Source organism: Trinickia violacea (assembly GCF_005280735.1).
Classification (GTDB): domain Bacteria; phylum Pseudomonadota; class Gammaproteobacteria; order Burkholderiales; family Burkholderiaceae; genus Trinickia_A; species Trinickia_A violacea.
In genome coordinates this window covers 1757226-1783308 of sequence record NZ_CP040077.1, presented here as the reverse complement: position 1 = coordinate 1783308, position 26083 = coordinate 1757226, and the positions used below count along the sequence as shown (strand labels likewise).

The following is a 26083-nucleotide window of genomic DNA, read 5'->3' as shown; positions in this document are numbered from 1 at the left end:
CTCGCGGGGCCAGCCGACAAGGCGGCAGCAAGCCGGTCCGGCGTGTCCGGCGCCGCTCTGAGAAACGGGCTGATCGAGCAGATGCAAAGGGAATGCGAGGCGATGGCGCGCTATGCGCTTCAGCACGGCATCGCGGTCGCGCCCGAGCTGATCGCGCAGCTTTCGGCGCTGATCGGCGCGGACCCGGGCGCGGCTCCGCTGGCTGCGATCGACGCCGCGGCAGACGGCTCGCCGCGCGAACCGGAACGCGGCGCTCGCAGCGCGTCCTACTCGCTCGCCGCGATTCACCGCCGGCTCGCGGTCGCGATCGCGCCGGCCACGCCGCAGGCCGTCACGCTGCTCGACGTCGAGCGGCGCGACGCCCATCGCTTCGCATGGCTCGGACCCGTGCCGTTGATCCGCGCGCTGACCGTCGCCGCCGTGTCGTTCCTGATCGCCGTGATCGCGACTTCGCTGTCGTCCGAGGTCTCGTCGACGAACATCGACCAGGGATTTCTCGACTCCCACGGCACGCAGCTGCTGTGGAACGCGCTGTTTCTGCTCTTTTGCGCCGGGCTCGGCGCCTCGTTCGCGACGCTGTTCCAAGCGCATCGCTACGTGGCGAACTCGACCTATGACCCGAAGTACGACGCGTCGTACGGCGCGCGCTTGATCCTCGGCGTCATCGCCGGGCTGATCCTCGTCGAGATGCTGCCGACGCACTTGTTCGACGCCGGCAGCATGCGCAGCTTCGGCAAGCCGGCGCTCGCCATGCTCGGCGGGTTTTCGGCCACCGCCGTGCATCGGCTGCTGCATCGGCTCGTCGAGACGCTCGAGACGCTCGTGCGCGGAGACCCCGCCGTCGCGGCGCAAGCGACGTTCGAGGCGCGCCGCGCGCAAGCCGCGACCGAGCGCGTCCAGTGGCAGAGCGAGTTTGCCGCGGATCTGCTGCGCCTTCAGCAATCGCTCGAAACCGGCATGTCGGCCGACGCCGTCAGAGAGCGGCTCGCGGAATTCACGCGCGCGATGCTGTCGTCCGACGCGCCGCGCGCGATGCCGAACGCCGCCGCCGACAGCGGCATCAAGGAATAGCGATGCTCTTTCTCTATAACTGGCCGTCGTGGCTGATGGGGCTGTTCGTCGTCGGCGTGACGCTCGCGGCCGCGCTCGGCGGCTACGCGCTCTTTCGCCGTTTCGCTCCGGTGCGCCTGCAGCCGGAGCAGCGGTCGATGGCGATCGCGATGGTGTCGGTGATCACCACGATCAATTCGCTGCTCGTCGCGTTTTCCGCGATCAGCGTCTGGGACGCGTACAACGACGCGGCGCGCACCGTCGACGCCGAGGCGACAGCCGCGGGCGAACTGTCGCGCGACCTCGCGGCGTTCGGCGATCCGGTCGCGGATGCGGCGTCGCAAGCGCTGCGCGTCTATTTGGACGGCGTCGTGAAGCACGAGTGGCCGAAGATGCAGCAGCATGCCGAGGGCGATGCGCAATCGGCGGAGCGCTTCGACCGGCTCTTCGACGCCGCGAACCGCATCGAGCCGCACAGCGAGCGGCAGCGCGTGCTGCTCGGCGAAGTGCTTGCGCGCGTCAACGAGATGGCGAAGCACCGCGAGCAGCGGCTCTTGACGCTCGACGTCGCCATGCCCGCCACGCTGTGGGGCGTGATGCTGCTCGCGAGCGCCGTCTCGTTCCTGTTGCTCTATGTTCTGCCCGGCACCCGCTTTAACATCGCCATCGTCACGAGCTGGGCCGTCACGCTCGGACTTGCGTTCTTTTTCGTGCTTGCCGTCGATCGGCCGTTCGCGGGCGAAGTCAGCGTCGGCGCTGAGCCGCTGCAGCGCATCGCCGACGCGATGGACGCGCGCGAGAAACTCGCGGCACAGACCGCGCCCGGCGAGCCGCAGCCGGCGCGCGGTTCCGGCGGGACCGACTAAACGCGGCACATCCGAACCGCACCGCACCAGGAGACCGATATGACACTAGACGAATTCAAGAACGCCGCCGCGATTTCAGCGGAGCTCGCGCAACGCTGGCATCCGGAGATCGATGCCGCGATGTTCGATTTCGCGATCGTCAAGCCCGCACGCGTGGCGGCATTCATCGCGCAGACCGGGCACGAAACGCTCGGCTTCACGCTCACGCGCGAACTTTGGGGCCCGACGCCCGCGCAGCAGGCGTACGAGCCGCCGTCGCGCAAGGCACGCGATCTCGGCAACGTCCGCGCGGGCGACGGCCGTCGCTTTCTCGGACGCGGGCTCATCCAGATCACGGGACGCGCGAACTATCTCGCGTGCGGCCTTGCGCTCGGCGTGGACCTCGAGACCGCCCCCGAATTGCTCGAACACGAGCCATGGGCCGCCCGCTCGGCCGCCTGGTGGTGGGAGCAGCACGGCTGCAACGCACTCGCCGACTCGGGCAACTTCGTCGCGCTGACCCAGCGCATCAACGGCGGCACCAACGGGCTCGACGACCGGATGCGCCGCTGGGCGATCGCGAAGGAGGTGCTGCGGTTGTGAAAGCGTGTTCCGACGCTTTGGAGTTACGCTTGAGTCTGTCTTCAGATCCGATGGAGCAGGCATGCAACGCGACGACATGATACTGAGCGCATTTTTCTTCAATCCGCAGGGCGACCATCGCGTGTCGTGGCGGTACCCCACCGCGCCCGGGCACGAGATTTATGGGCTGCCGTACTTTCAGAAACTCGCGGAAGTCGCGGAGGCCGCGCGCTTCGACGCCGTATTCATCGCCGATCACGTGGCGATGTGGGATACCTTCCCGAGCAACGTGGCGCACTACGCGAACGCGAGGCTGGAGCCGATCACGCTGCTGTCCGCGCTCGCCGCGGTGACGCGGGACATCGGTCTAATCGGTACGGTGTCCGCCTCGTACAGCGAGCCCTACAACACGGCCCGGGCATTCGCGTCGCTGGACCATCTGAGCATGGGGCGCGCAGCTTGGAATGTCGTGACCTCGGGGATGAACGAAGAGGCCATGAATTTTGGCCGCGACGGCAACATCGAGCACGGGTATCGATACGAGCGGGCGGCCGAATTCCTCGAAATTGCAAAGGATCTCTGGGATAGCTGGGAGGACGGAGCCGTTTTGCTGGACAAGGCGACAGGGTTCTTCGCCGAGCCGTCGAAAGTGCACCGCATCGAGCATGAAGGAAAGCATTTCAAGGTGCGCGGTCCGCTCAATGTTCCGCGTCCCCCGCAGGGCTACCCCGTCATCGTCCAGGCGGGCTCGTCGGGTGACGGAAAGAATCTGGCCGCGAAGCACGCCGACCTGCATTTTGCAGTCGTGCGCACCCTCGAAGACGGCGTCAGCTATCGACGGGAAATGAACGCGCTTCTAGCCAGCCATGGACGCGAGCCCGACAGTCTCAAGATACTCCCCGGCATCCTGCCGATCGTGGCGGGATCGCGTGAAGAAGCGCAGGAAAAGCGCGAGTTTCTCGAAACGCTGGTGCCCGAACGCTTCGGCGTGGATCTGGTTTCGAGCTGGTGCGGCACCGATGTCTCGCACCTCCCGATCGACGGTCCGCTGCCGGAACTCCCGGATGAGTCGACCTACGACGGTCAGCGCAGCAACCTCGCAAGACTGAAATCCTTCAAGCAGCAAAACCTGAGCATCCGCGAGGTGGCGCGCAGGCTTTCGAACGCCGGAGCCGTGCCGATGGTGGCGGGCCGCCCGCAGGATATCGCCGACGAAATGGAAGCGTGGTTCAAAGGCGGCGCATGCGATGGCTTCAATCTGATGTTCCCGGTGCTGCCGGAAGACTGGCTGAATTTCGCCGAGCAAGTCGTGCCGGAATTGCAGCGGCGAGGGATCGCACAACCGAGCTATCGGCATGGGACGCTGCGCGACAAGCTCGGCTTGGCGAGGCCGGCGAATCGGTTCGCGGCGAGTTAGTCGCGCGTTAGCCCGGTACTCAGCGTGGCACTCGACCGAAGTGTCACGATTGGCGCTCTAATGAAAAGCCCCGCCGAAGCGGGGCTGATTTTTACAAATTCGCCATGTTCAATAGGTCTTTCAAAAACTTGTTTTGCGCTTCCCGAAGATCGTAAACGCATTGTTCATATAGTGCCGGGTACATTGATCCGCTCGGGTTGGTCTCCCACTTTGCGCCTGCATCGCGCTGCAGATCACAGAATGCAATGGCTTTGTCCTGTGCCAGCATATATGCGTCAAGCGTCTTCGCATGTCCGTTTCCATCTGGAATCGTTGAGCGAATCTTCTTATATAGAGCCTTGTTTTCTTCAACGATCTGGGCACTAAGACCGGCGTAGCATTGCACGTCAGAGAATCCCCCGCCCAGGTGTTTGAGGCATTCCGAGCTCGTTTTGCCGAATGCACTTGCGCACAAAAACAGCGATCCGCAGAGCACGACTGCTACCGATTTAATGTCTCGCATCATATACCCCTGAAGCAAACAGACGCCCTTCCCAAAAGCGGCGATGTTTAAGGTTTGGATTGTTGCCGATTCGATATGTCAGTATAAAATCGAATAGAGCATTGTAATTTCCAATGTTGATTTTCGCTATGATCTTGTCCGCTCCCCCATAGGCGCCGCAGTTGAATACTATGCTAACAAGTGCATCGTATTCAAATTGATAGAGGGGAACCTTAACATCTCGATTAAGTCTATTTTCGACGGCCGCCAAATCGTCCCGCAAGAATTTTTGTGCCTGCTCTATCGTGATCGCTTGCCCGGTTTTCAACTTGTCATTAGGAACAACAAGGTGACCGCAACCGACGGTAGGTAAACCTCGATTATCCAAATATACGGTGAGAATAAAGCCGTCGGTTACTTGGTGGCCCTGGAAGTTCTTGCCGTTCAGCAGCCCGGATTCGATCACCGCAACGAACGACAATCCTTCATTCGAAATTTTCCAAGGCCTGCACAAACGTGACGTATAAACGTTGATGTTCGAATTTGGGTCTGTGTTCGTCACGCACTGGTACAGCGGATCAGTCATATCTACTCCGTGGTATGGATTGAGAAGATGGCTAAGTCGTTATATGGATTCGCGATGTCCAAGATAGATTTGCATACGTTGTGCACCGTCTGTTACGTGCCTTGCAGTGCGTCCCGTGCTGTCCGTCGTGCCGTGAATCAGTTCGCCATTCGGTAAGCGAATCGTGTAGTACGTCTCCGCAAGGACGCGGCCATTGCTATCCCTAAGCGTGAATTGTTCATCATGGGGAACGCGCGAGCTTGCAGACGGCCGTCCCAACCTCGAAGGTTTTCGCGGATACCTGCCACGGCGAGGATCGGGCCGGTGGTCTTGCAGACCCCGCACCATGCAAGTTGGCCCAAGTGCGTTTGTCGGCGTGCACGGCCGTGCGGATCTTCTATTGTCGAATGGTCCGCACCGCCGATAACCTGGCTACCATTCCCGTTATCGAGTGGATCACCTTCTACAACGGCGTAGTAGATCAATTACGTCTCCCTATGGCCTAGGTAGAGCGCCAATCGGTGTGCGCCGTCTGTCGCATAGCGTGCTGTCTTTCCCGACGAGTCGGTAACACCGTGCAGCAGTTCACCGGAAGGTAATCGAACTGTGTACCAGGTATCAGCGAGCGCGCTACCTGCCGCATCAGTAAGCGTGAATTGCTCGTCGTAGGTGAGCCCTTCTGCGGGCGCTATGGCAACAGACGCTGGTTTCTCTTCGCCCCGATCATGAATCATCCATTTGCGCCCATACACCGCAATGATTCGGGGAGGGGCGTCGCACTTACAAAGAACAATATCGCCGCCTACGGCCTGCCTTCGTCCGCCGTTCACGAAGTCAATCATGCGCTTCCGATCACTCACACCTGCACCGTAGGTGATCGTGCCAGTGCTATTGCACGCCGGACAATAGGCTTCGTCTCCGATAAACGCCAAGCGGCGGTATTTGCCATCGTCGCCCTTGATCGTGCCGGCCTGTTTGTACGCGAACACGCGGCTGCCTTTGCCGCTCGTCAGTGGGTCATCCTCGACCGCTGCATAGTAGATTCCAGTCAATTTCGCCTCCTATAGTTACATCGCAACATCAATACTTGTCGCCGCTAGTGACGTGACCACCGCGCTCAGTGAGCGCGCCAACCGTCGCGAAGCGATACAACGTTCCCGTTCCGACATTTCAAAGCCTCCCAGCGGGGGTAGATGAAAAGAGCCGGCCAGAAAAGCGACCGGCGGCGCACGACGGCCCAGCCATCGCAAACTAAAAATCCTCGGCGAAACCAATGGCTACAAGAAATAGGAAAAATACTAAAAGGAATGCGAAATATGCGAATAGCATAAGAACGCACATGAGGTTTGATATTCGACAATGTTTAATATGCAGGGCCGTTCGGGTGGTCGATTCTTGCGCGGCGTATCTAAAAGTGGACCACCCTTCATCGAGCGCACCCGCGCCGCGGGGATCGCGATCGACACACGCCGATCGGGTTTCTTGACGCGATTCAAGATGCAGCGCGATGACACTGTTCGCGCTGCATTATCCCGAGCGCTTCAATCTCGGGATCTGAGGCTTAGCCCGCCTCACACAAGAAATTCCGGATATCTCCCTCGATCGAAGTGCCCCACTTGTGCACGCCGTGCATCACTGTGTTGCAACACCCTCCTTCATTAGCCCACGCGAGCATGGCATCGTCACGCTGCACTTATGAGCTAGACGACCAACCCAAGGAGGAACCCGAATGTCTCACCCCCAACTCGCCAGTGCCAAAGACGAACTCATCGCCCGCTGTCTGCGCTTTCTGCGAGAGGTCAAGGACATGACCGCGGGCGCGGAGGTCGAGCACTGGCTGAACACCCGGTACGGCGTTGGAAGCGAGCTGTATCAGAACCTGTCGCGGTTGATTGCTATCGGCGTGAAGGAAGGCTGGGCGGCCGACGTCGAAATCGCCGGTCCGCGCTATCGCCGCGCGCGACTCGTCGAGCCTTGCGTAGAGACGTGCTTCTTCAGCATCACCGCCGTGCTGATGGATAGCACGGGCAACACCCAGCACAACCCAGAAGGCAGCTTCCGTGGCGACTATCACTCGCACCCGTATGGCGAGTTCAACATGGTCGTGCCGCTCGATAAAGGCGCTGCGCTCGCGGGTCCGAACGGCTGGTGTCACGGCGGCTGGACAGCGCCCTCGCCGGGCAGCCACCACTATCCGGAAGCCAAGGACGGCGCTGTCATCGCGCTCTTCTTCCTGCCCGCGGGACGGATTGCGTACAACGTCGAGCCGCCGCAACAACGCTGCCCGGCGGCTTGAACCGCCCTACCACGCACGCGCCTTGCCGACCATGAAGTCGACGAACGACCGGATACGCGCCGGCAGCAGCTCGCGGTGCGACATCAGGAGATTGACCTCGATCGGCTCGGGAGCCCAGTCGGTCATGACCTTGACGAGCCGGCCACTGTCGACGTCGCCTTGCGCATGAAGGTCCGGCATGACGGCGAGACCCAGCCCGGAAACCGTCAACTGGCGCAGAACCGCGAGACTGTTCACCCACATGTTGCTCGGCGGCTCAGGGCTCACGCATTGGCTGCCGCGCGTGAACGACCACGGTTCGAGGGAGTAAGGCTGGTCTCCCAGCAGCAGACATTCGTGAGCGTCGAGCTGTTCGGGATGCGTTGGCGCGGGGTGACGCTCGAGATACGCGGGACTCGCGTACAGCGAGCGGGCCAGTACCCCCAGTCGCCGGACGATCAAGTTGGAATCCGGCGCGTCGCCCGTCTTGATCCATACGTCGACGTCGCTCGCGACGACATCGACAAGACGGCTGCCCGGCCCCGCTTCGACTTCCATCGAAATACCGGGGTTGGCCTGCATGAATTCAGCGAAGCATGCGGCGAAACGCTGGGCGCCGAGTTCGGCCGGAATCGCAATACGCAGGCGCCCGGCCGGCGTCGAGCGTTCTTCGCTGACCATCTGTTCGGCTCGCGCGACCTCTTCGAGGACCAGGACACAGCGGTCAAAGTAGGCTTTCCCGACTGGCGTCGCGTTCACCTTGCGCGTGGTGCGCTTGACGAGTTGCACACCCAGCTCTTTCTCCATCCTGGTGATCCGGCGGCTTCCCGAAGATTTAGGAATGTCGAGCTCGAGTGAGGCGCGCGTGATGCTGCCATGCCGCACCGCTTCGACGAAGAACCTCATGTCGGATAGTTCGATACTCATCGCCTTCCCCTGCCGTGCTTGGTCGTTAGATTATGAACCGGCACAAACGCAAGAACACGATGGCCGCCGGCGGCAAGCGAGCCCGCCGGCGTTCTATCACGCGCAATAGAATAGGATCAACCGCGATTCCCGAGCACCTTCTTTGCGGTCGCATCGACGGCCTGCCGCATCTTGCCGACCAGTTCGTCGATCTGCGCATGGTCGATCACAAGCGGCGGCGCGACGATCAGCCGGCCATTGGTCGAGCGCACGATGGCGCCCAGTTCGAAGCCGACAGTCCGGCTATGCCAGGTCAACTCCGCTTCGTCGCTGAAGCGCTCGCGCGTAGCCTTGTTCTTCGCGAACTGTATCGCGGCCACCGCGCCCACACCCTGGATCTCGCCGATCAACGGATGATCGGCGAATGCTTCACGCAATGCGCGCTGCAAATACGGACCGGTATCGTTCTTGGTCCGCTCGACAAGATGGTCTTTCTCGAGGACATCGAGATTGGCCAATGCGACCGCCGCCGCGAGCGGGTGCCCCGAATAGGTCAGCCCGTGCGCATAGACACCGCCTCGCTCCACCAGCGCCTCGCCGACCTGCCGGCTCATCAGCAGGCCGCCCATCGGCACGTAGCCCGAAGTCAGGCCCTTCGCGATACAGATCAGATCCGGCTCGAATCCGAAATGCCGATGCGCGAACCACTCGCCGGTTCGGCCGAAGCCGCCAATCACCTCGTCCGCGCACAGCAGCACGTCGTACTGGCGGCAAATACGCTGAATCTCCTGCCAGTACCCGTCCGGCGGGAAGATCATGCCGCCCGCCCCCTGGAAGGGCTCGGCGACGAATGCCCCGACCCGGTCGGCACCCAGTTCGAGAATCTTGCGTTCGAGCGACAACGCGGCCCGCTTGCCGAACGCTTCGGGCGTCAGGTCGCCACCGTTCGCGTACCAATACGGCTCATCGACGTGCGTGATATTCGGAATCGGCAAGTCACCCATCTCGTGCATGAACGCCATGCCGCCCAGCGACGCGCTGCCGACGGTCGACCCGTGATAGCCATTGATCCGCCCGATCAATACCTTCTTGCCGGGCTTGCCCATGATGTCCCAGTACCGCCGGACCGTGCGAATGAGCACTTCATTCGCCTCGGAGCCGGAGTTCGTGTACACGACATGACTAAAACGATCGCCCAGCAGCGAGAACAGCCGTTCCGACAATTCGATCACTGCGGGATGCGTGGTGTGAAAGAACATGTTGTAGTACGAAAGTTCCTTCATTTGGCGTGACGCTGCGTCGATCAGTTCCTGGCGGCCATACCCGACGTTGGTGCACCAGAGGCCGGACATGCCGTCGATATAACGGTTTCCGTCGTTATCCCAAAGATAGACACCTTCGCCCCGCACCATCACGCGCGCCCCTTCGCTGTTCAGGGCTTTCTGATCGACGAAGGCATGCAGGTGATGCGCTGCATCGCTTTGTTGGTAATCGCCGGTGGCGCGGTGCGGAAAGTGAGGAGCATTCATGTTCAAGGTTCCAGTTGTGTGACAGACGAATTTCGCCTCGCGTGTCTGCTGCGGTGCGGCGCCCGCGGCGGACATGCTCTTAGCTTCTTTGCGGCGGTGTTCCGGCCGCCTGACCAGGCCGGATCAATAGCTGATCCAGGTCGTTTTCAGCCCGGTGTATTTATCGAGTGCATGCAACGACAGATCCCGGCCGAACCCCGATTGACGGAAGCCGCCAAACGGGGTTTGCGCGCTGAGTGCATCGACGGTGTTGACGGAAACCGTGCCGGCGCGCAAGCGTGACGCCACGCGATGGGCGCGTGACAGGCTGCCGGTCCAAACCGATGCGGCGAGTCCGTAAATCGAATCGTTGGCGAGCTCGATCGCCTCGTCCTCGGTGTCGAATTTCAGAACCGACAGGACCGGCCCAAAGATTTCCTCTCGCGCGATCGGATCGCTTGCGTTCACATCGACAAAGATGGTCGGCTCGATGAAATAGCCCTTGCCGTCGACCAGCTGGGTCCCGCCGCCGGTCGCCAACGTCGAGCTCGCGCGACCTCGCTCGATCCATCCTCTGACCCGGTCAAACTGCGCACGGTCGACGATGGCACCCATGCCGCTGGCCGGATCGAGCGGGTCGCCCGGCATGAAGTCACGCGAATGGGCGATCAGCCGATCGACAAATTCATCATGGATCGAGCGCTGCACCAGCAGCCGTGAATTCGCCGAGCACACTTCGCCCTGGTTGAAGAAGATGCCGAAGCACGCTTTGCGAGCCGCAAGATCGAGATCGTCCGCGTCTTCGAAAACCAGATTCGGACTCTTGCCGCCGCATTCGAGCCAGACCTGCTTCATATTCGACTGCGCGGCGTACTCGAGAAACTTCTTGCCGACGGCCGTCGATCCGGTAAAGGCCAGGACGTCGACGTCCGGATGCAATCCGAGCGCGCGTCCCGCCGTTTCTCCAAAGCCAGGCACCACGTTGAGCACGCCTGGCGGCAACCCCGCTTCCAGGGCCAGTTCGGCAAGACGCAGCGCGGACAATGGAGACTGTTCCGCCGGTTTGAGCACCACACTATTTCCCGCCGCCAGCGCGGGTGCAATTTTCCAGGCCACCATATCGAGCGGGAAATTCCACGGCACAACCGCGCCGACCACGCCGAGCGGCTCCCGCGTGACAACGGCGAGATTGCCCGGGTCGGTCGATGCGACCTCGCCGTTCACTTTATCTATCGCCTCGCCGTACCAGCAGAACAGGCCGCTTGCGGCAGGAACGTCGATCTCGAAGGCGTCGACCACGCGTTTGCCCATGTTGAGCGAGTCGAGCAAAGCGAGCTCTGCGCCGTGGGACGCAATCAATGCCCCCAACCGGCACAAGACGCGCTTGCGTTCCGCCGGCGGACAACGCGACCAGTGCCCCGCTTCAAACGAAGCACGGGCGGCACGGACAGCGTCGTCGACCTCTGCCGTGCCGCACGATGCAACGTCGGCAATCACCGCTTCGGTCGCCGGATTGATCGCCTGGAAGGTCTTGCCGTCTCGAGCGTCCGTGAAGCGGCCGTCGATATGTGCCTGTGCTTGCGGTCGAACTTCCGCGGCCAGCCGCCGCCAGTCCATGGGGTTGTGAATCTCAGTTGAAGAATGACTCAAGGAATGACTCCGGTCTGGAGATGGGCACGCATACCGGCCCCTCTCGGGCATCAAGGATCGAGACAGCTACCGCTCTAACACCCTACTGTCGATCAACATAAAACCACCGAAAAGAACAAATTTGCTCTTCATTGCATCGGTTTCTCCTATTCATTTTCAGAGTTGCATTCCTTGCCGATCTCTTTCAATGCCCCCTACCCGGATGCCGGAGCAGATTCCGAACGCCCATTAACAAGGGAGGAGGAGCAAGGCCGACCTGCATCTCAAAAAACTATCCACAAGGTAGGAAAACTATTTTTATTCAATAAACACAATTGCGCGATGCTACGCCCCATTCGTCGTTCGTCACGGTTCGCTTGCATCTGGACGATCCGCGCTACGACGAACGGCATGGCGTAAAAGCCGCGCGCACAGAGGATGGGGTGCGTAGTGTCGGCGGGTGGACGGATAGAGAACCATGAACGAGATCGACGACTTCCTGAAAAAGAACCGCGTCACCGAAATCGAAGCGATCATTCCTGATATGGCCGGGATCGCACGCGGCAAGATCATTCCGCGCAGCAAGTTCGAGTCCGGCGAGTCCATGCGCTTGCCGCAAGCGGTGATGATTCAGACCGTCACCGGGGACTATCCGGAAGACGGCACGCTCACCGGCGTCACCGACCCCGACATGGTGTGCGTCCCCGACGCCGGCACCATCCGCATGATTCCGTGGGCCGTCGAATCAACCGCTCAGGTGATTCACGATTGCGTCCACTTCGACGGCACACCCGTCGCGATCTCGCCGCGCGGTGTGCTGCGCCGCGTGCTCGAACTCTACAAGGCCAAAGGTTGGAAACCGGTCATCGCGCCCGAGCTCGAGTTCTATCTGGTCGACATGAACAAGGACCCCGATCTGCCTCTGCAACCGCCTATCGGCCGGACGGGTCGTCCGGAGACGGGGCGTCAGGCGTATTCAATCGAAGCCGTCAACGAATTCGATCCGCTGTTCGAAGACATTTACGAATACTGCGAGGTGCAGGAACTGGAAGTCGACACGCTGATTCACGAAGTCGGCGCCGCGCAGATGGAAATCAACTTCATGCACGGCGATCCCTTGAAGCTCGCCGACAGCGTGTTCCTGTTCAAGCGCACAGTGCGTGAAGCCGCGCTTCGTCACAAGATGTACGCGACCTTCATGGCCAAGCCGATGGAAGGCGAACCGGGCTCGGCGATGCACATGCACCAGAGCCTCGTCGACGAAGCCACCGGCAAGAACCTGTTCACCGCCGCGGACAGCGAGCCCACGTCGCTCTTCACCGGCTATATCGCCGGGCTGCAGACCTACACGCCGGCGCTGATGCCGATTTTCGCGCCGTACATCAACTCGTATCGCCGCCTGTCGCGCTTCATGGCTGCGCCGATCAACGTGGCATGGGGTTACGACAACCGCACGGTGGGTTTCCGGATTCCGCATTCGGGCCCGGCTGCGCGCCGGATCGAAAACCGGATTCCGGGCGTGGACTGCAATCCGTATCTGGCAATCGCGGCGACCCTCGCTGCGGGCTATCTCGGCATGACGCAAAGGCTCGAAGCCAGCAAGCCGCTGCTTAGCGACGGCTATGCATTGCCCTACCAGTTGCCGCGCAACCTCGAAGAGGGTTTGTCGCTGATGAGCGCTTGCGAGCCGATCGCCGAAGTCCTCGGCGAGCCATTCGTCAAGGCTTACCTCGCGCTCAAGGAAACCGAATACGAAGCGTTTTTCCGCGTGATCAGTTCGTGGGAACGCCGGCATCTGCTGCTGCACGTTTAAGGCAGCGCGCTCAAAGAGAAAACAACTGGAGACAACATGAGGATTCGAAACGGAGAACCCGCCCGCACGTCGCTTTCACAGCGCTCTCAAACTGCCGTCGATGCCTGGCAATCGACGGGCTCGACCGATCAGCAACCGAATTTATCGCGACCGCCATTTCGTCCGGCACGAGCAACCGATGCCCGTACCGGCTTCTTCACCTACAGGGAAAACATCATGCGCGCTTGTCATTCTGGACGCCATCTTCGTCATGCGGTTGCGGGGGCCGCGCTGCTCGCCGTCACGAGCCTTCTTGTACTGCCTGCCACGCCGGCGCAGGCGGCCGATGCCGAGCTGAATGTCTATAACTGGTCCGACTATATCGGCAAGGATACGGTCTCCGACTTCGAGAAGCAGACCAGCATCCATGTGAAGTACGACAACTACGACAGCGACGACACCTTGCAGGCCAAGCTGTTGGCCGGCAGCTCCGGCTATGACATCGTCGTGCCGACCTCGAACTATATGGCCAAGCAGGTGCAGGCCGGCGTCTATCAGAAACTCGACAAGTCGAAGATCCCCAATCTGGCCAATCTCGATCCGACGCTGATGAAAATCATCAGCGAGGCCGATCCGGGCAACCAGTACGGTGCGCCCTACGCATACGGCACCGACGGCATCGGCTACAACGTGCAAGCCGTGCAGAAGGCACTGGGCGCCAACGCCCCGGTGGACAGTTGGGCGCTGGTGCTCGATCCGGAGAACGTCTCCAAGTTGAGGAGCTGCGGCGTCTCGTTCCTGGATCAACCCGTCGATGTGTTCGCTGCCGTGCTGCAGTACATGAAAAAGGACCCCAACAGCACGAACCCCGCCGACTATCAGGCCGCTTTCCAAGTGCTCAAGCAAGTGCGCCCGTACATCACGCAGTTCAACTCTTCGGGCTACATCAACGACCTCGCCAACAACGACATTTGCGTCACGCTCGGCTGGTCCGGCGACGTCGGAATCGCACACCGCCGTGCCGTGGACGCCAAGCGTTCATACGACATCAAGTTCAACAACGTCAAGGAAGGCGGCCTGGTGTGGTTCGACGTGATGGTGATCCCGAAAGACGCCCCCCACCCCGAGGCCGCGATGAAGTGGATCAACTACATCGAAGATCCGAAGGTCAACGCAGCCATTACCAACGAGGTGTTCTACCCGACCGCCAATGTCCCCGCACGCCAGTTCGTCACGCCGGCGGTCTTGCACGATCAGGGCGTCTACCCGTCCGAAGAGGTCTTGAAGAAGATGACCCTGCTGAAGCCGTTGCCCACCGACATTCTGCGGCTCGAAAACCGCCTCTGGGCTCAGCTCAAAACCGGCCACTAAACCGCTCTTCCCACGGCAAACAAGCGAATCATGACATTGGCGGCAGGAGTCGCTCGATCCCTGCCCGCCTGAAATCAGCAACCCGGTAGTCAGCCTGCGCCGTCCACGCGCAGTCCCATGTTTCCCGATCGCAGCCTACGTTGCCAGTCGCTTACCGCGCCCGGCACGGGAACGCTCACGCCTGCGATCCGCAAGGAATGGTTACGCCATGAAATCGACGCCCTCAAATAGCGCTACCCCGGTGGCCCGCCAAGCGGCCACCGCGAAATCGAAATCGGACGAATTCGTTCGCATCGAAAACGTCGTCAAGAAATTCGGCGACAGCACCGCCGTCGACAACGTCAATTTGTCGATCGCCAAGAACGAGTTGTTCGCGCTGCTCGGCAGCTCCGGCTGCGGCAAGTCGACGTTGCTCAGAATGCTCGCCGGCCTGGAGACGGCCACGTCGGGCAAGATTTACGTGGATGGTGAAGACCTCGCGACGCTGCCGCCGTACAAGCGCCCCGTCAACATGATGTTCCAGTCGTACGCGCTCTTTCCGCACATGACGGTCGAGGCCAACATCGCCTTCGGCCTCAAGCAGGAAGGCACGCCGAAGAACGAGATCAAGGAACGCGTGGCCGATGCGCTTGCGCTCGTGCAGATGAGCAAGTACGCGGGCCGCAAGCCGCATCAGCTGTCGGGCGGTCAGCAGCAGCGCGTCGCGCTCGCGCGCTCGCTCGTCAAGCGCCCGAAGCTCCTGCTGCTCGACGAGCCGATGTCCGCGCTCGACAAGAAGATCCGCCAGAAGACCCAGCTCGAGCTCGTCAACATCATCGAGAAGGTCGACGTGACCTGCGTGATGGTCACGCACGACCAGGAAGAGGCGATGACGATGGCTGGCCGCATCGCCGTCATGAGCGAAGGCAAGATCGTGCAGATCGGCTCGCCGTCGCAAGTCTACGAATTCCCGAACAGCCGCTTCTCAGCCGAGTTCATCGGCTCGACCAACCTGTTCGAGGGCCACGTCGTCGAAGACGAGCCCGACCACATCTTCGTCGAAAGCGAAGACCTCGAAGCGCGCATGTACGTGAGCCACGGCATCACCGGGCCGCTCGGCATGCCGGTCGGCATCTCGGTGCGGCCCGAACGCGTGAAAGTCTCGCGCGAGCGGCCCGACACGCCGCACAACTGGGCCCGCGGCGTCGTATCGGATGTTGCCTACATGGGCAGCTATTCGCTCTACCACGTACGCCTCGCGAACGGCAAAACCGTCGTGTCGAACCTGTCCAGTTCCCATCTGATGGGTGAAGGCGCGCCGGCCTACAACGATGACGTATTCATCTACTGGTCGCCCGCTAGCGGCGTGGTGCTGACGCAATGAGAACGCCTGCCCCCACCTCCTCCGCGGTGCTCGGCGCACCGTCCGGCAGCCGTTTGCTCGGCGCGCTGAAAAAACGCCTCGCGATGCTGCTGCCGTCGGGCCGCACGACCGTGATCGGCGTGCCGTTCCTGTTCCTGACGGTGTTCTTTGCCGTGCCCTTCGTGCTCGTTTTCAAGATCAGCTTCGCCGATCTGCGCCTGAGCATTCCGCCCTACTCCGACCTCGTCAGCGTGAAGGATGGCGTCGTGCACTTCGCCCTGCAGCTCGGACACTACGCGTTCCTGCTGCAGGACGATCTGTACATCGCCACCTACATCAGCTCGCTGAAGATGGCGGCGATCTCGACCTTCTTCTGCCTGTTGATCGGCTATCCGGTGGCGTACTACATCGCGCGCTCGGAGCCGGCAAGACGCAACCTGCTGATGATGGGCGTGATGCTGCCGTTCTGGACGTCGTTCCTGATTCGCGTCTATGCATGGATCGGCATTCTCAAGGACGACGGCCTGCTCAATCACGCGCTGATGGCCGTCGGCCTGATTCATTCGCCGCTGCGGCTATACCACACCGACATCGGCGTCTATATCGGCATGGTCTATTCGTACCTGCCGTTCATGGTGATGCCGCTCTACGCGCACCTCGTGAAGATGGACCTCACGCTGCTCGAAGCCGCCTACGACCTCGGCGCCAAGCCGTGGACCGCCTTCACGCGCATCACGCTGCCGCTCTCGAAGAACGGAATCATCGCGGGGAGTCTCCTCGTGTTCATCCCCGCGGTGGGCGAGTACGTGATCCCCGAACTGCTCGGCGGCGCAGACACGCTGATGATCGGCCGCGTCATGTGGGCCGAGTTCTTCAACGATATGGACTGGCCGATGGCATCCGCCGTGACGGTCGCCATGGTTCTGCTGCTGCTCGTGCCGATGGCGGTGTTCCAGTACTACCAGGTCAAGGAACTGGAGGGCGCGAAATGACCAAGCCTAATCGAAAGCTGTCCAACACCGTCCTGACGCTCGGGTTTCTGTTCCTCTATATCCCGATCATCAGCCTCGTCGTGTACTCGTTCAACGAGTCGAAACTCGTCACCGTGTGGTCCGGCTTTTCGCTGAAGTGGTACGGCGCCTTGCTGCAAGACGACGAACTGCTCGGCGCGGCATGGCTGTCGCTGAAGATCGGCTTGCTGACGGCATGTGCTTCCGTGGTGATCGGCACCTGGGCGGGTTTCGTGCTCGCGCGCTTTGGCCGTTTCCGCGGCTTCACGCTGTTCGCCGGGATGATCAACGCGCCGCTCGTGATTCCCGAAGTGATCCAGGGCATCTCGCTGCTGCTGCTGTTTGTTGCGATGGAGCAGATGCTTGGCTGGCCGAAGGGCCGTGGCCTCGTGACGATCTGGATCGGCCACGTGATGCTGTGCGTGTCGTACGTCGCGATCGTCGTGCAGTCGCGCGTCAAGGAACTGAACAAGTCGCTCGAAGAAGCCGCCCTCGATCTCGGCGCCACGCCCTTCAAAGTGTTCTTCCTGATCACGCTGCCGCTGATCTCACAGGCGCTGATGTCCGGCTGGCTGCTGTCGTTCACGCTGTCGTTCGACGATCTGGTTCTGTCCGCGTTTCTCTCCGGGCCTGGCTCCACCACGCTGCCGCTCGTGGTGTTCTCGCGGGTGCGCCTCGGCCTGAATCCGGAAATGAATGCGCTCGCCACGATCTTCATCAGCCTGGTGTCAGTCGGCGTGATTGCGGTGAACCGCTGGATGCAGCGCAGCGAACGCAAGCGCGCCCGTGACATGCAATTGGCCTTTGCGGCCGCCGGCGCTGCCGATCCGGCGCCCACGACGCCCCTACCCGCTACCGTGCGCGAATCGCTCGATACCGTCCGAGCCTAAGCCGTTCTAAGCAATACGACCAACGAGGAGAATCTGCATGAGAAAGAAACTCATCTGCCTGCTAGTGGCGGGGAGTCTGCCTGGTATTGCCATGGCGGACGCCACAAGCGATGAGATCAAGGCGCTGCAGGCCCAGCTGAATGCGCTGCAAAAAGAAGTGAAGCATTTGCGCTCGGAAATCGCGGCCCAACCGAAAGCGGCGGCGGCAGCGCCCGCTGCAGCACCGGCGCCGGCCGCCACTGCAGCGGCGCCAGTGGACGTCTCGTCGCCGGACTACGGCAAGGCGACAGCGACGCTGACCAACGACGACCTCGCGTCGATGAAGCAGCAGATCGCGAATCAGCAGTTGAAGGTCGATTCGCTCACCGACGCCGCCAACACCGGACCGATCGCGGGCCTCTCGGTCACGGGCTACATCGACCCGACCTACGTGTATAACCGCGCGCAAAGCAGCTCGTCGTTCTTGTTCGCCAACCACGAAAGCAGCTACAACTACTTCAACAGCACGTTCGGCGATCTGTATCTCGACATCAAGAAGACGTTCGGCGTGGGCCCGATGGCGCCGTCCGCCGAAATCACGCTGATGCCGAACCGCGGCAACGGCATCACGCTGCTGCAGAACGAGCACGGCAGCACGGGGCTCGACATCCTCAATACGGCTGTGGTCAACGTGCCGCTGTCGGGCACCACGACGTTCGTGGCCGGCTTGATTCCGAGCTTCGGCGGCTACGAAGTGCAGCAGTCGAACCAGATGCAGACGCTCACGCACAACCTGCTCTACGACTTCTCCGATCCGGGCAGCTATGTCGGCATCGGCTTGAATTACACGGGCGACGGCAGCAATTGGGCGTGGAAGTTCTTCCTCGGCAACGAGCAGTACCGCACTTACGGCTCGGTGACGCAGAACGGCACCAACGCGTTCGGCGATCCGGTCACGTCGAGCAACAAAATCCCGACGTTCACGGCTCGTACCGACTACACGTGGTCGAGCGCGCTCGATATCGGCGGCTCGTTCAACATCGGACGCCAGACGCTGGCCACCGCGACCAACTCGAGCGGCCAGACGGTCGGCTTCGGTCCTGCCGGCTTGTCGAGCACCGCTTACGGCACGTTCTTCTTCGGCGAAGCGGATATGACGTACACGCTTGCCGACGTGATCTACAACGCCGAAGTCGACTACGGCCAGCAGCAGCACGCGGCGTTCAACGGCGGAGAAGCGCAGTGGTACGGCGTGTCGCTGCTCGCGCACCGCAAGTTCAATGTGCCGGTGCTCGGCCGGATGGGCGCGACGCTGCGCTACGACTACCTCGTCGACAGCAAAAACGGCGGCGGTGGTGGCGGCATTGCGCTGAACAGCCAAGGGCGCGATCCGTACAATGGCTTCGGCGTCAGCACCGATTGCATCCAGAACTCGACCGACGGCGGCATCGAATGCAAGGGCGCAAACCGCCAGGACGTCGCGCTCGACCTGCTGTTCTATCCGACTCAGCAGATCACCGTGAAGGTCGAATACCGTCACGACTGGGCGAACAACGCCGTGTTCCTGCGCAACGATGGTTCGTACGCGAAGTCGAACGATCTGCTCGCCACGCAGTTCATCTACTCGTTCTAACGCCTCGCGTCGAAATGAGGCGCCCGGCGACGGCATCGCCGGGCGCCTGCCCCACTGAAGCAACCCTTATCGCGGCCTCCAACGCAAACGCTCAGCGCTTCGCGTGCTGCTTTTTTATCAGCGTTTCACAGAACGATGCGAAATGCCGGACAACCTGTCTCGGCTTCATATTGCGCGACTGCGCGATGCCCAACGTGGCGGCTGTGACGTCGTCCTTGAACCGCTTGACGACGAAATCCTCACCGTCCACGGTATGCGTCGATTTGAGCGGAAAATTCAGGATGCTGAATCCCAGACCGTTCGCCACCATACCGCGTACCACCTCGGGTTGCGCGGACTTGAACGCCGGGACCGGACGCTCGCCCACTGCGTCGAATAGCGCCGCGAAATATTCGCGGCTATGGGGCAGGTCCAGCATCACGTAGGGTTCCCCCACGAGATTCGCGAGCGCGATCGAGCGATGCTGGGCCAGATGATGGGTTTTCGGCAAGATTACGTACGGCGGCAGCGTCAGCAGCGGCAGGAATTCGATCTCGTCGGTCAGATCGATGCTGTAGGTCAGCGCGAGGTCGAGCGATCCGTCGTGCAGGCCCGTGAACAAATCCTCCTGATGCGCTTCCCGCGTCTGGAATACGACGCCGGCATGCTGAGCGACGAAGTGGCTGATGAGGCCCGGCAGCAATGGCGGGGCGAGCGAGACCAGGCAGCCGAGCGCAATGCCGCCCGATATGCCGGTGTCCATCCCGCGCGCAGCAGCCTGCAGTTCCTCCGCATTCTTCAGCAGGTCACGCGTCTTGCCGAGCATCTCGCGCCCCGCCTGGGTCAGGGAAAGCCCGGAGGCGTGGTGGCGAATGAACAGCTGCACCCCAAAAGACTCTTCCAGCTCGGCAATCGCCGTGGAGATCGAGGGTTGCGAAATGTGCAGGACTTTTGACGCGCCGGTAAACGACAGCGTTTCTGCGGTCACGACAAAGTATCGCAGTTGACGCAGCGAATACCGAAGCAGCGGGCTTTCCATCGAACTGTCCCAATCAGAAAAATCATTCCAAAGGCGCCGGGTGCGGCGCTCGTCTCCAGGTTGATTATCTCGCGCTTTACATAGCAAAAACAGATGTCTTGCATCTTTTAAATATATTTTTCAGATGCGGTCTTTCCGCGTAGATTGCTTTCGGTAGCAGATCAACGCCAATCCATGGAGGACGACATGCAAGCCGTACCGCGACTCCATTCCCGCTGGCCGCGAGCTTGACATCGACAGCGAAGCCTTGACCGACCCGAAGCAAACAGCCTCCCAGAAGGAAATAGCCATGACAGTTGAAAGAACGTCAATCGATACGCTCGTTGTCGGCGCCGGTCAGGCCGGCGTGGCCATGAGCGAACACTTGAGCAAACTCGGCGTGCCCCACCTCGTGCTGGAACGCAATCGGATCGCCGAACGTTGGCGCACGGGACGGTGGGATTCGCTGGTTGCAAACGGTCCGGCCTGGCACGATCGCTTTCCGAGTCTCGAGTTCGACGATCTCGACCCCGACGCCTTCGCCGGGAAAGATCGGATTGCGGATTATTTCGAAGCCTATGCCAGCAAGTTCAACGCCCCTATCCGAACCGGTGTGGAAGTGAAGAAGGTGGTGCGCAATGCTGGGCGGCCTGGATTCACCGTTCAAACATCCGAGGGCGTGATCGAAGCCAGCCGCGTGGTGGTCGCAACGGGACCGTTCCAGCGTCCCGTTATCCCGCCGATCGCACCTGACAATGAGAGGATCGATCAGATTCACTCCGCCGACTATCGCAATCCGGAGCAACTGCCCGAGGGTGCTGTTCTGGTGGTTGGCGCCGGGTCGTCAGGAGTGCAGATCGCAGATGAGCTGCAGCGTGCCGGCAAGAAGGTTTACCTCTCGGTTGGACCGCACGATCGTCCTCCACGCTCCTACCGCAACCGGGACTTCTGCTGGTGGCTGGGTGTTCTCGGCGAATGGGACAAGGAAGTCGCCACGCCGGGCAGGGAGCACGTCACCATTGCGGTAAGCGGCGCTCGTGGCGGCCACACAATCGACTTCCGCGCGCTCGCTGCCCAGGGCATCACACTCGTCGGTCTGACGAAGTCGTTCGGCGATAACGTGGTCGCCTTTGAATCCGATCTTGCAGTCAACCTTGCTCGAGGCGACGAAAACTACCTGTCGCTTCTGAATGCGGCTGACGCCTATATCGCCAAAAATGGCCTCGACCTTCCCGAAGAACCAGCGGCCCGCCATGTTCTACCCGATCCGGAATGCGTGACCCATCCCATTCTCGAGCTCGATCTGGCCAAGGCGGGTGTGACCTCGATCGTCTGGGCAACCGGCTACGCAGTCGACTACAGCTGGCTGAATGTCGAAGCGTTCGACGCGAACGGCAAGCCGAAGCATCAGCGCGGCATCTCGATCGAGCCCGGCATCTATTTCCTGGGTCTGCCGTGGCTGTCGCGCCGTGGCTCCAGTTTTATCTGGGGCGTCTGGCACGATGCCAAGCACATTGCCGACCATATCGTCACGCAGCGCAAATACCACGCCTATCGCGATGCCTCGCAGCGGCAGGCCGAAGACTGCCGCGAGGAAAGACTCGGCGGCCCATGCGCTGATTCGCTGGTTCGAAACGTCACGGCTCACGCGGCCCCTGTTCCGCACGCGGCCAGCCAGGGCGTATCGGCCTAAACCCTTTCCCCTCGCCTCCCCGATCGAGAGCGCCTAATCGGCTATGCAGCGCGGCTTTACCGTGCGGCTTTACGGCGGCCCATTGGGCATGTCCCTCATCCCGGGGAGTCGGATTTTTCTTTTGAGTATTGAGGTGCATCGATGAGCCAACCTACGCACACCCGCATCCGCATGTTCAACACCAAGGACACCTACCCGAATCAGACATTGAACAACGACCTCTGCCAGGCGGTGCGGGCCGGCAACACCGTGTACGTGCGCGGACAGGTGGGCACCGACTTCGAAGGCAATCTGGTGGGGCTCGGCGATCCGCAGGCTCAGACCGAGCAGGCCATGAAGAACGTCAAGCAATTGCTCGCGGAAGCAGGCAGCGACCTGTCCCACATCGTCAAAACCACCACCTACCTCATCGACCCTCGTTATCGCGAACCGGTGTATCAGGAGGTCGGCAAATGGCTAAAGGGCGTGTTTCCCATTTCCACCGGCCTCGTTGTGAGCGCCCTGGGTCAGCCGCAATGGCTCATGGAAATCGATGTGATCGCGGTGATTCCGGATAACTGGAAGCCGCGTCAGGCTTGAGGGACACGACATGACATTCTCGATTGTCGGACGCTGCCAAGAGACCGGGCAGCTTGGGATTGCCATCAGCTCGTCGAGCATCGCCGTGGGTGCCCGATGCCCCTGGGTGCGCGCAGGTGTCGGGGCCGTAGCGACACAGAATGTCACGCTGCCTGCGCTTGGACCGCAGATCCTCGACCTCCTCGAAAGCCGGCAGCTTGCGCCCGCGGCGGCGCTCGATCGAGCGCTCGACGCCGACGGGTGGAGCCAGTATCGGCAGGTGACGGTGATCGATAGCCGGGGCCATACGGCGTTTTTCACCGGCAAAGAAGCGCTGGGAATGCACAACGCCGTCGCGGGTGAGCAGTGCGTAGCCGCGGGCAACATGTTGGCTCGCGTCCAAGTCATCGAGGCGATGGTTCAGGCGTTCGAAAACACGCATGGAATGCTTGCCGACCGCTTACTGGCGGCCATGCATGCCGCGACAGCGGCCGGTGGTGAAGCCGGGCCCGTGCATTCGGCGGCGCTCAAAGTCGTAGACGGCCTCACCTGGCCGATCGTCGATCTGCGCGTCGATTGGGCGGACGAAGACCCCATCGACAAGCTCGATGGCCTCTGGCAGAGCTATCGGCCACAGATGCAGGACTACGTGACGCGGGCGCTGAATCCAACCGCGGCGCCCAGCTACGGGGTGCCCGGCGATGAATGAGCTGTCCAGCCGCGAGCTGCTCGGCAGTTTGATCGGCTTCGCCACCGTCAGCCGTGACTCCAACCTGGAGATGATCGCCTTCATTCAGGACTATCTGGATGCGCTTGGGGTGCAAAGCGAACTCTTCTACAACCCGGAGCGCACCAAGGCGAACCTGTTCGCCACCATCGGTCCGCGGGACCGAGGCGGCATTGTGCTTTCCGGCCATAGCGACGTGGTGCCGGTGGACGGGCAGCCCTGGACGGTCGAGCCGTTCCGCCTCACTGAGAAAGACGGGCGGCTATACGGTCGCGGCACGGCCGACATGAAGGGCTTTATCGCTTCGGTGCTGGCGGCGGTACCCGCCTTTCTCGAGCGGCCGTTGAAGCTGCCGGTACACCTCGCCTTCTCCTATGACGAGGAAGTGGGATGCCTGGGCGTGCGGTCCATGTTGGCGGAACTCGGGGCGCGTCCTCACAAGCCGCGCCTTTGCATGATCGGCGAACCGACCAGCTTGAAACCGGTGCTTGGCCACAAGGGCAAGCTGGCCATGCGCTGCCATGTAAAGGGCGCGGCGTGCCACTCGGCTTACTCCCCCCATGGCGTCAACGCGATCCAATATGCGGCGCGACTGATCGGCAGGCTGGAAGAAATCGGCGCGGAGCTCGCGCAGCCCGAACATCACGATCGCCGCTTCGACCCGCCATTCTCGACCGTGCAGACGGGGGTGATCCGAGGCGGTCGCGCTCTGAATATCGTGCCGGCCGAATGCGAATTCGATTTCGAGGTGCGCGCCCTGCCGGACTTCGACGCCAAGGAAGTGTCGGATAAGCTGCGGACCTATGCCGAGGCCGAATTGCTGCCGAAAATGCGTTCGGTGCAGCGAGACACGGACATTCGCCTGCAGCCGTTGAGTGCCTACCCGGGATTGGCGACCTCACCCGACAGCGAAGCGGCACGCCTGTTGGCCCTGCTCAGCGGTTCTAACGAGTTTGGAACCGTGGCGTTCGGTACTGAAGGCGGACTGTTCGGGCAGGCGGGCATTCCCACCGTGGTCTGCGGGCCGGGAAGCATGGATCAAGGCCATAAGCCGGACGAGTTCATTGCTATCGAGCAACTGGCCGGTTGCGATGCGATGCTCGCTCGCTTGGCCGGATATCTGGCGAATCCGATCTAATAACTGAACTTCTCAATCAGCGGTCTGGCGCACAGCAGCCACATTCACGCGAGTCAGTGCGCGAGATTCGCAGGTGGTGGTTACCAAGCCCGAATTCCAGCGAATGAAACGCGTACGAGCGCTGATAATTCAAAATAGCCAACCCGAGCCGCCTCCTTTTCCGCAAACGCGTATGCTGATGCCTGTTACTAGGAGACGACCATGAGCCTTGCCGGCAAGACCTTATTCATGTCAGGTGGAAGTCGCGGTATCGGACTTGCCATCGCACTCAGAGCCGCACGCGACGGCGCGAATATCGTGATTGCAGCGAAGACCGCCGACCCGGACCCGCGGCTCGAAGGTACGATTCATACAGCAGCCGCTGCCGTGGAAGCTGCCGGCGGCAAGGCACTTCCGCTTGTCGTCGACATTCGCGACGAGGACCGCGTAAAGGACGCCGTTGCCAAAGCCGTGGAGGTGTTCGGCGGCATCGACATCCTTGTGAACAATGCCAGCGCCATTCGATTGACCGGAACGCTGGATACGCCCGTCAAGCGATACGACCTCATGCACGGGGTCAACGGCAGGGGCACGTTTGTCTGCGCACAGGCCTGCCTGCCTCACCTTCTCAATTCGCCGAATCCACACATCCTCACGCTGTCGCCGCCGCTGGTTAACGACCCGAAGTGGTTCAAGGATTTTCCGGCATACACCATCGCCAAATACACGATGAGCTTGTTCACGTTGGCGCTCGCCGGCGAGTTCAAAGACCGGGGCGTGGCTGTGAATTCGCTTTGGCCAAGGACCGCGATTGCGACGGCCGCCGTGAAAAACGAAATTGGTGGCGCGGATATGATTGCTGCGTGTCGCAAGCCGGAGATCGTCGCCGACGCGGCTCACTATATCTTGACGCGCCCATCCAAAGCGTGTTCGGGAAACTTCTTTCTCGACGACGAAGTCCTGCTCGCGGCTGGAGTTAGGGACTTTGCTCAGTATGACGTGCAGCCCGGGGCCGCACTACAGGCAGACTTCTTTGTAGAGGCATTGCCGGGCATGCTACCAGCGGACAATATGACGATGCGCACCAAGGCCTCGTGAGATCCGCAGGCCACACTGGAACCGCCCAACCTGATGTGTCGGACTTGGTGGGATGAGGGCGACTTACAACGCAATCGGAAAGAGCCAGTGAAGGTGACTCATGAACGCTTTATGGCAATGGCAAGTGCGAATCCGGTTCAGCGACGACTTCGCAATGATGGTCCGCCGAGAGCCCTCAAATGAGGCACTGCAACCCCTAAACAATGTTCTCGCCAAATTTAGGGCGACACTGATATGTCAGTTCGACGCGTTTGTCGACTACGTGACTGAGGCGGAAGAAAAAGGCGTCCACCTTTATCCGCTTTATCAATGGACGAAAACGACGATTGAGGACCCCGTGAAGAAGGCAAAGCACCTTCAGTCCTACACGGTGTATGTGAGCGGCCAGGAGGTGTACTCGAAAGAAGTCGCAGACGCGCTGGAGGCTGACCTCTCAATTCTTGTCGACGAACTGCGCATCAAGGGGATATCGAAATACGACACGAACCCGGCGAACAATCCGCAGCCCCCGAGGCGCGAGTACTAATAAAAACCGAACCATTCGGCTCGACTGGCCGCGCCGCTGACAATTGCTTACAAAGGTCGTGTTTCAGACGTGCACGGCGATGACGGCGCGAG

24 protein-coding genes are annotated in these 26083 nt (G+C 61.2%); 17 read left to right on the top strand and 7 right to left on the bottom strand.

The annotated features are described in order from the left end of the window. Positions 1-81: 81 nt before the first annotated feature. The 4 genes from FAZ95_RS08080 (at position 82) to FAZ95_RS08065 (ending at position 3894) form a co-directional block, all read left to right on the top strand. Positions 82-1071, top strand: a complete 990-nt coding sequence (locus FAZ95_RS08080) for a hypothetical protein (RefSeq protein WP_437437735.1) — start codon at positions 82-84, stop codon at positions 1069-1071. A gap of 2 nt (positions 1072-1073) precedes the next feature. Then, on the top strand, positions 1074-1916 hold the full coding sequence (locus FAZ95_RS08075; RefSeq protein ID WP_137331969.1) for a bestrophin-like domain: 843 nt from the start codon (positions 1074-1076) through the stop codon (positions 1914-1916). A gap of 39 nt (positions 1917-1955) precedes the next feature. Then, positions 1956-2498, top strand: coding sequence for a glycoside hydrolase family 19 protein (locus FAZ95_RS08070; protein ID WP_137331968.1), 543 nt, complete (start codon positions 1956-1958; stop codon positions 2496-2498). Between the two features lie 61 nt (positions 2499-2559). Further along, complete coding sequence (locus FAZ95_RS08065; RefSeq protein ID WP_137331967.1) at positions 2560-3894, top strand: LLM class flavin-dependent oxidoreductase; 1335 nt, start codon at positions 2560-2562, stop codon at positions 3892-3894. A 91-nt stretch (positions 3895-3985) separates the two neighbouring features. On the opposite strand, the gene FAZ95_RS08060 is transcribed toward FAZ95_RS08065, so the two are convergent. The 3 genes from FAZ95_RS08060 to FAZ95_RS08050 all read right to left on the bottom strand — a co-directional run bounded on the left by FAZ95_RS08060 (position 3986) and on the right by FAZ95_RS08050 (position 5992). After that, positions 3986-4399, bottom strand: a complete 414-nt coding sequence (locus tag FAZ95_RS08060) for a hypothetical protein (RefSeq protein WP_254699846.1) — start codon at positions 4397-4399, stop codon at positions 3986-3988. Then, positions 4383-4961 (bottom strand): lysozyme, encoded by a 579-nt coding sequence (locus tag FAZ95_RS08055; protein ID WP_137331966.1) that lies wholly within the window; start codon positions 4959-4961, stop codon positions 4383-4385. Before FAZ95_RS08055 ends, FAZ95_RS08060 begins: the two co-directional genes overlap by 17 nt. A 464-nt stretch (positions 4962-5425) precedes the next feature. Then, positions 5426-5992 (bottom strand): PAAR domain-containing protein, encoded by a 567-nt coding sequence (locus FAZ95_RS08050; RefSeq protein WP_137331965.1) that lies wholly within the window; start codon positions 5990-5992, stop codon positions 5426-5428. A 677-nt stretch (positions 5993-6669) separates the two neighbouring features. Between FAZ95_RS08050 and FAZ95_RS08040 the strand changes: the two genes are divergently transcribed. Next, positions 6670-7236 (top strand): 4-hydroxylaminobenzoate lyase, encoded by a 567-nt coding sequence (locus tag FAZ95_RS08040; protein ID WP_137331964.1) that lies wholly within the window; start codon positions 6670-6672, stop codon positions 7234-7236. Positions 7237-7242: 6 nt separating this feature from the next. On the opposite strand, the gene FAZ95_RS08035 is transcribed toward FAZ95_RS08040, so the two are convergent. The 3 genes from FAZ95_RS08035 to FAZ95_RS08025 form a co-directional block, all read right to left on the bottom strand. After that, a complete protein-coding gene (locus tag FAZ95_RS08035) occupies positions 7243-8142 on the bottom strand; it encodes a LysR family transcriptional regulator (RefSeq protein ID WP_137331963.1) in 900 nt (299 codons plus the stop codon). 116 nt (positions 8143-8258) lie between these two features. Next, entirely contained in the window at positions 8259-9650 is a 1392-nt protein-coding gene (locus tag FAZ95_RS08030) for an aspartate aminotransferase family protein (RefSeq protein ID WP_137331962.1), read from the bottom strand. Between the two features lie 123 nt (positions 9651-9773). Then, complete coding sequence (locus tag FAZ95_RS08025) at positions 9774-11246, bottom strand: aldehyde dehydrogenase (RefSeq protein ID WP_137334471.1); 1473 nt, start codon at positions 11244-11246, stop codon at positions 9774-9776. Between the two features lie 490 nt (positions 11247-11736). Here FAZ95_RS08025 and FAZ95_RS08020 point away from each other — a divergent pair, with 490 nt between their 5' ends. The 6 genes from FAZ95_RS08020 to FAZ95_RS07995 all read left to right on the top strand — a co-directional run bounded on the left by FAZ95_RS08020 (position 11737) and on the right by FAZ95_RS07995 (position 19275). Further along, positions 11737-13071 carry a glutamine synthetase family protein gene (locus FAZ95_RS08020; protein WP_137331961.1) on the top strand — a complete coding sequence of 445 codons (1335 nt, stop codon included), beginning with the start codon at positions 11737-11739 and terminating at the stop codon, positions 13069-13071. A gap of 216 nt (positions 13072-13287) precedes the next feature. After that, a complete protein-coding gene (locus FAZ95_RS08015) occupies positions 13288-14421 on the top strand; it encodes a polyamine ABC transporter substrate-binding protein (RefSeq protein ID WP_137331960.1) in 1134 nt (377 codons plus the stop codon). 208 nt (positions 14422-14629) lie between these two features. Further along, a complete protein-coding gene (locus FAZ95_RS08010; RefSeq protein WP_137331959.1) occupies positions 14630-15784 on the top strand; it encodes an ABC transporter ATP-binding protein in 1155 nt (384 codons plus the stop codon). Beyond that, positions 15781-16755, top strand: a complete 975-nt coding sequence (locus tag FAZ95_RS08005) for an ABC transporter permease subunit (protein ID WP_137331958.1) — start codon at positions 15781-15783, stop codon at positions 16753-16755. Before FAZ95_RS08010 ends, FAZ95_RS08005 begins: the two co-directional genes overlap by 4 nt. Beyond that, positions 16752-17663 (top strand): ABC transporter permease subunit, encoded by a 912-nt coding sequence (locus tag FAZ95_RS08000; protein WP_137331957.1) that lies wholly within the window; start codon positions 16752-16754, stop codon positions 17661-17663. Before FAZ95_RS08005 ends, FAZ95_RS08000 begins: the two co-directional genes overlap by 4 nt. 37 nt (positions 17664-17700) lie before the next feature. Then, the gene (locus tag FAZ95_RS07995) at positions 17701-19275 is read left to right on the top strand and encodes a DUF3138 family protein (RefSeq protein ID WP_137331956.1); all 1575 of its coding nucleotides are present in this window, start codon (positions 17701-17703) and stop codon (positions 19273-19275) included. 91 nt (positions 19276-19366) lie between these two features. On the opposite strand, the gene FAZ95_RS07990 is transcribed toward FAZ95_RS07995, so the two are convergent. Then, a complete protein-coding gene (locus FAZ95_RS07990) occupies positions 19367-20293 on the bottom strand; it encodes a LysR family transcriptional regulator (RefSeq protein WP_137331955.1) in 927 nt (308 codons plus the stop codon). A gap of 289 nt (positions 20294-20582) precedes the next feature. On the opposite strand from FAZ95_RS07990, the gene FAZ95_RS07985 reads away from it, so the two are divergent. The 6 genes from FAZ95_RS07985 (at position 20583) to FAZ95_RS07960 (ending at position 25991) form a co-directional block, all read left to right on the top strand. Then, a complete protein-coding gene (locus FAZ95_RS07985) occupies positions 20583-21965 on the top strand; it encodes a flavin-containing monooxygenase (protein ID WP_137331954.1) in 1383 nt (460 codons plus the stop codon). Between the two features lie 141 nt (positions 21966-22106). Beyond that, positions 22107-22544 carry a RidA family protein gene (locus FAZ95_RS07980; protein WP_137331953.1) on the top strand — a complete coding sequence of 146 codons (438 nt, stop codon included), beginning with the start codon at positions 22107-22109 and terminating at the stop codon, positions 22542-22544. A 10-nt stretch (positions 22545-22554) separates the two neighbouring features. Next, positions 22555-23232, top strand: a complete 678-nt coding sequence (locus tag FAZ95_RS07975; RefSeq protein WP_137331952.1) for a DUF1028 domain-containing protein — start codon at positions 22555-22557, stop codon at positions 23230-23232. Then, complete coding sequence (gene argE, locus FAZ95_RS07970; RefSeq protein WP_137331951.1) at positions 23225-24388, top strand: acetylornithine deacetylase; 1164 nt, start codon at positions 23225-23227, stop codon at positions 24386-24388. Before FAZ95_RS07975 ends, argE begins: the two co-directional genes overlap by 8 nt. A 201-nt stretch (positions 24389-24589) precedes the next feature. Then, a complete protein-coding gene (locus tag FAZ95_RS07965; protein ID WP_137331950.1) occupies positions 24590-25465 on the top strand; it encodes an SDR family oxidoreductase in 876 nt (291 codons plus the stop codon). A 100-nt stretch (positions 25466-25565) separates the two neighbouring features. After that, positions 25566-25991 carry a hypothetical protein gene (locus FAZ95_RS07960; RefSeq protein ID WP_137331949.1) on the top strand — a complete coding sequence of 142 codons (426 nt, stop codon included), beginning with the start codon at positions 25566-25568 and terminating at the stop codon, positions 25989-25991. Positions 25992-26083: the final 92 nt, after the last annotated feature.

What these genes read in the sequence shown, in the direction of transcription:
- FAZ95_RS08040 (WP_137331964.1), top strand. Translation starts at nt 6,670, where the DNA reads ATGTCTCACCCCCAACTCGCCAGTGCCAAAGACGAACTCATCGCCCGC.
- FAZ95_RS08025 (WP_137334471.1), bottom strand. Translation starts at nt 11,246, where the DNA reads ATGGACTGGCGGCGGCTGGCCGCGGAAGTTCGACCGCAAGCACAGGCA.
- FAZ95_RS08055 (WP_137331966.1), bottom strand. Translation starts at nt 4,961, where the DNA reads ATGACTGATCCGCTGTACCAGTGCGTGACGAACACAGACCCAAATTCG.
- FAZ95_RS07980 (WP_137331953.1), top strand. Translation starts at nt 22,107, where the DNA reads ATGAGCCAACCTACGCACACCCGCATCCGCATGTTCAACACCAAGGAC.
- FAZ95_RS08005 (WP_137331958.1), top strand. Translation starts at nt 15,781, where the DNA reads ATGAGAACGCCTGCCCCCACCTCCTCCGCGGTGCTCGGCGCACCGTCC.
- FAZ95_RS08010 (WP_137331959.1), top strand. Translation starts at nt 14,630, where the DNA reads ATGAAATCGACGCCCTCAAATAGCGCTACCCCGGTGGCCCGCCAAGCG.
- FAZ95_RS07965 (WP_137331950.1), top strand. Translation starts at nt 24,590, where the DNA reads ATGAGCCTTGCCGGCAAGACCTTATTCATGTCAGGTGGAAGTCGCGGT.
- FAZ95_RS08020 (WP_137331961.1), top strand. Translation starts at nt 11,737, where the DNA reads ATGAACGAGATCGACGACTTCCTGAAAAAGAACCGCGTCACCGAAATC.
- FAZ95_RS08060 (WP_254699846.1), bottom strand. Translation starts at nt 4,399, where the DNA reads ATGATGCGAGACATTAAATCGGTAGCAGTCGTGCTCTGCGGATCGCTG.
- FAZ95_RS07985 (WP_137331954.1), top strand. Translation starts at nt 20,583, where the DNA reads ATGACAGTTGAAAGAACGTCAATCGATACGCTCGTTGTCGGCGCCGGT.
- FAZ95_RS08015 (WP_137331960.1), top strand. Translation starts at nt 13,288, where the DNA reads ATGCGCGCTTGTCATTCTGGACGCCATCTTCGTCATGCGGTTGCGGGG.
- FAZ95_RS08035 (WP_137331963.1), bottom strand. Translation starts at nt 8,142, where the DNA reads ATGAGTATCGAACTATCCGACATGAGGTTCTTCGTCGAAGCGGTGCGG.
- FAZ95_RS07995 (WP_137331956.1), top strand. Translation starts at nt 17,701, where the DNA reads ATGAGAAAGAAACTCATCTGCCTGCTAGTGGCGGGGAGTCTGCCTGGT.
- FAZ95_RS07975 (WP_137331952.1), top strand. Translation starts at nt 22,555, where the DNA reads ATGACATTCTCGATTGTCGGACGCTGCCAAGAGACCGGGCAGCTTGGG.
- FAZ95_RS08075 (WP_137331969.1), top strand. Translation starts at nt 1,074, where the DNA reads ATGCTCTTTCTCTATAACTGGCCGTCGTGGCTGATGGGGCTGTTCGTC.
- FAZ95_RS08030 (WP_137331962.1), bottom strand. Translation starts at nt 9,650, where the DNA reads ATGAATGCTCCTCACTTTCCGCACCGCGCCACCGGCGATTACCAACAA.
- FAZ95_RS07990 (WP_137331955.1), bottom strand. Translation starts at nt 20,293, where the DNA reads ATGGAAAGCCCGCTGCTTCGGTATTCGCTGCGTCAACTGCGATACTTT.
- FAZ95_RS07960 (WP_137331949.1), top strand. Translation starts at nt 25,566, where the DNA reads ATGAACGCTTTATGGCAATGGCAAGTGCGAATCCGGTTCAGCGACGAC.
- FAZ95_RS08000 (WP_137331957.1), top strand. Translation starts at nt 16,752, where the DNA reads ATGACCAAGCCTAATCGAAAGCTGTCCAACACCGTCCTGACGCTCGGG.
- FAZ95_RS08065 (WP_137331967.1), top strand. Translation starts at nt 2,560, where the DNA reads ATGCAACGCGACGACATGATACTGAGCGCATTTTTCTTCAATCCGCAG.
- FAZ95_RS08080 (WP_437437735.1), top strand. Translation starts at nt 82, where the DNA reads ATGCAAAGGGAATGCGAGGCGATGGCGCGCTATGCGCTTCAGCACGGC.
- FAZ95_RS08070 (WP_137331968.1), top strand. Translation starts at nt 1,956, where the DNA reads ATGACACTAGACGAATTCAAGAACGCCGCCGCGATTTCAGCGGAGCTC.
- argE (WP_137331951.1), top strand. Translation starts at nt 23,225, where the DNA reads ATGAATGAGCTGTCCAGCCGCGAGCTGCTCGGCAGTTTGATCGGCTTC.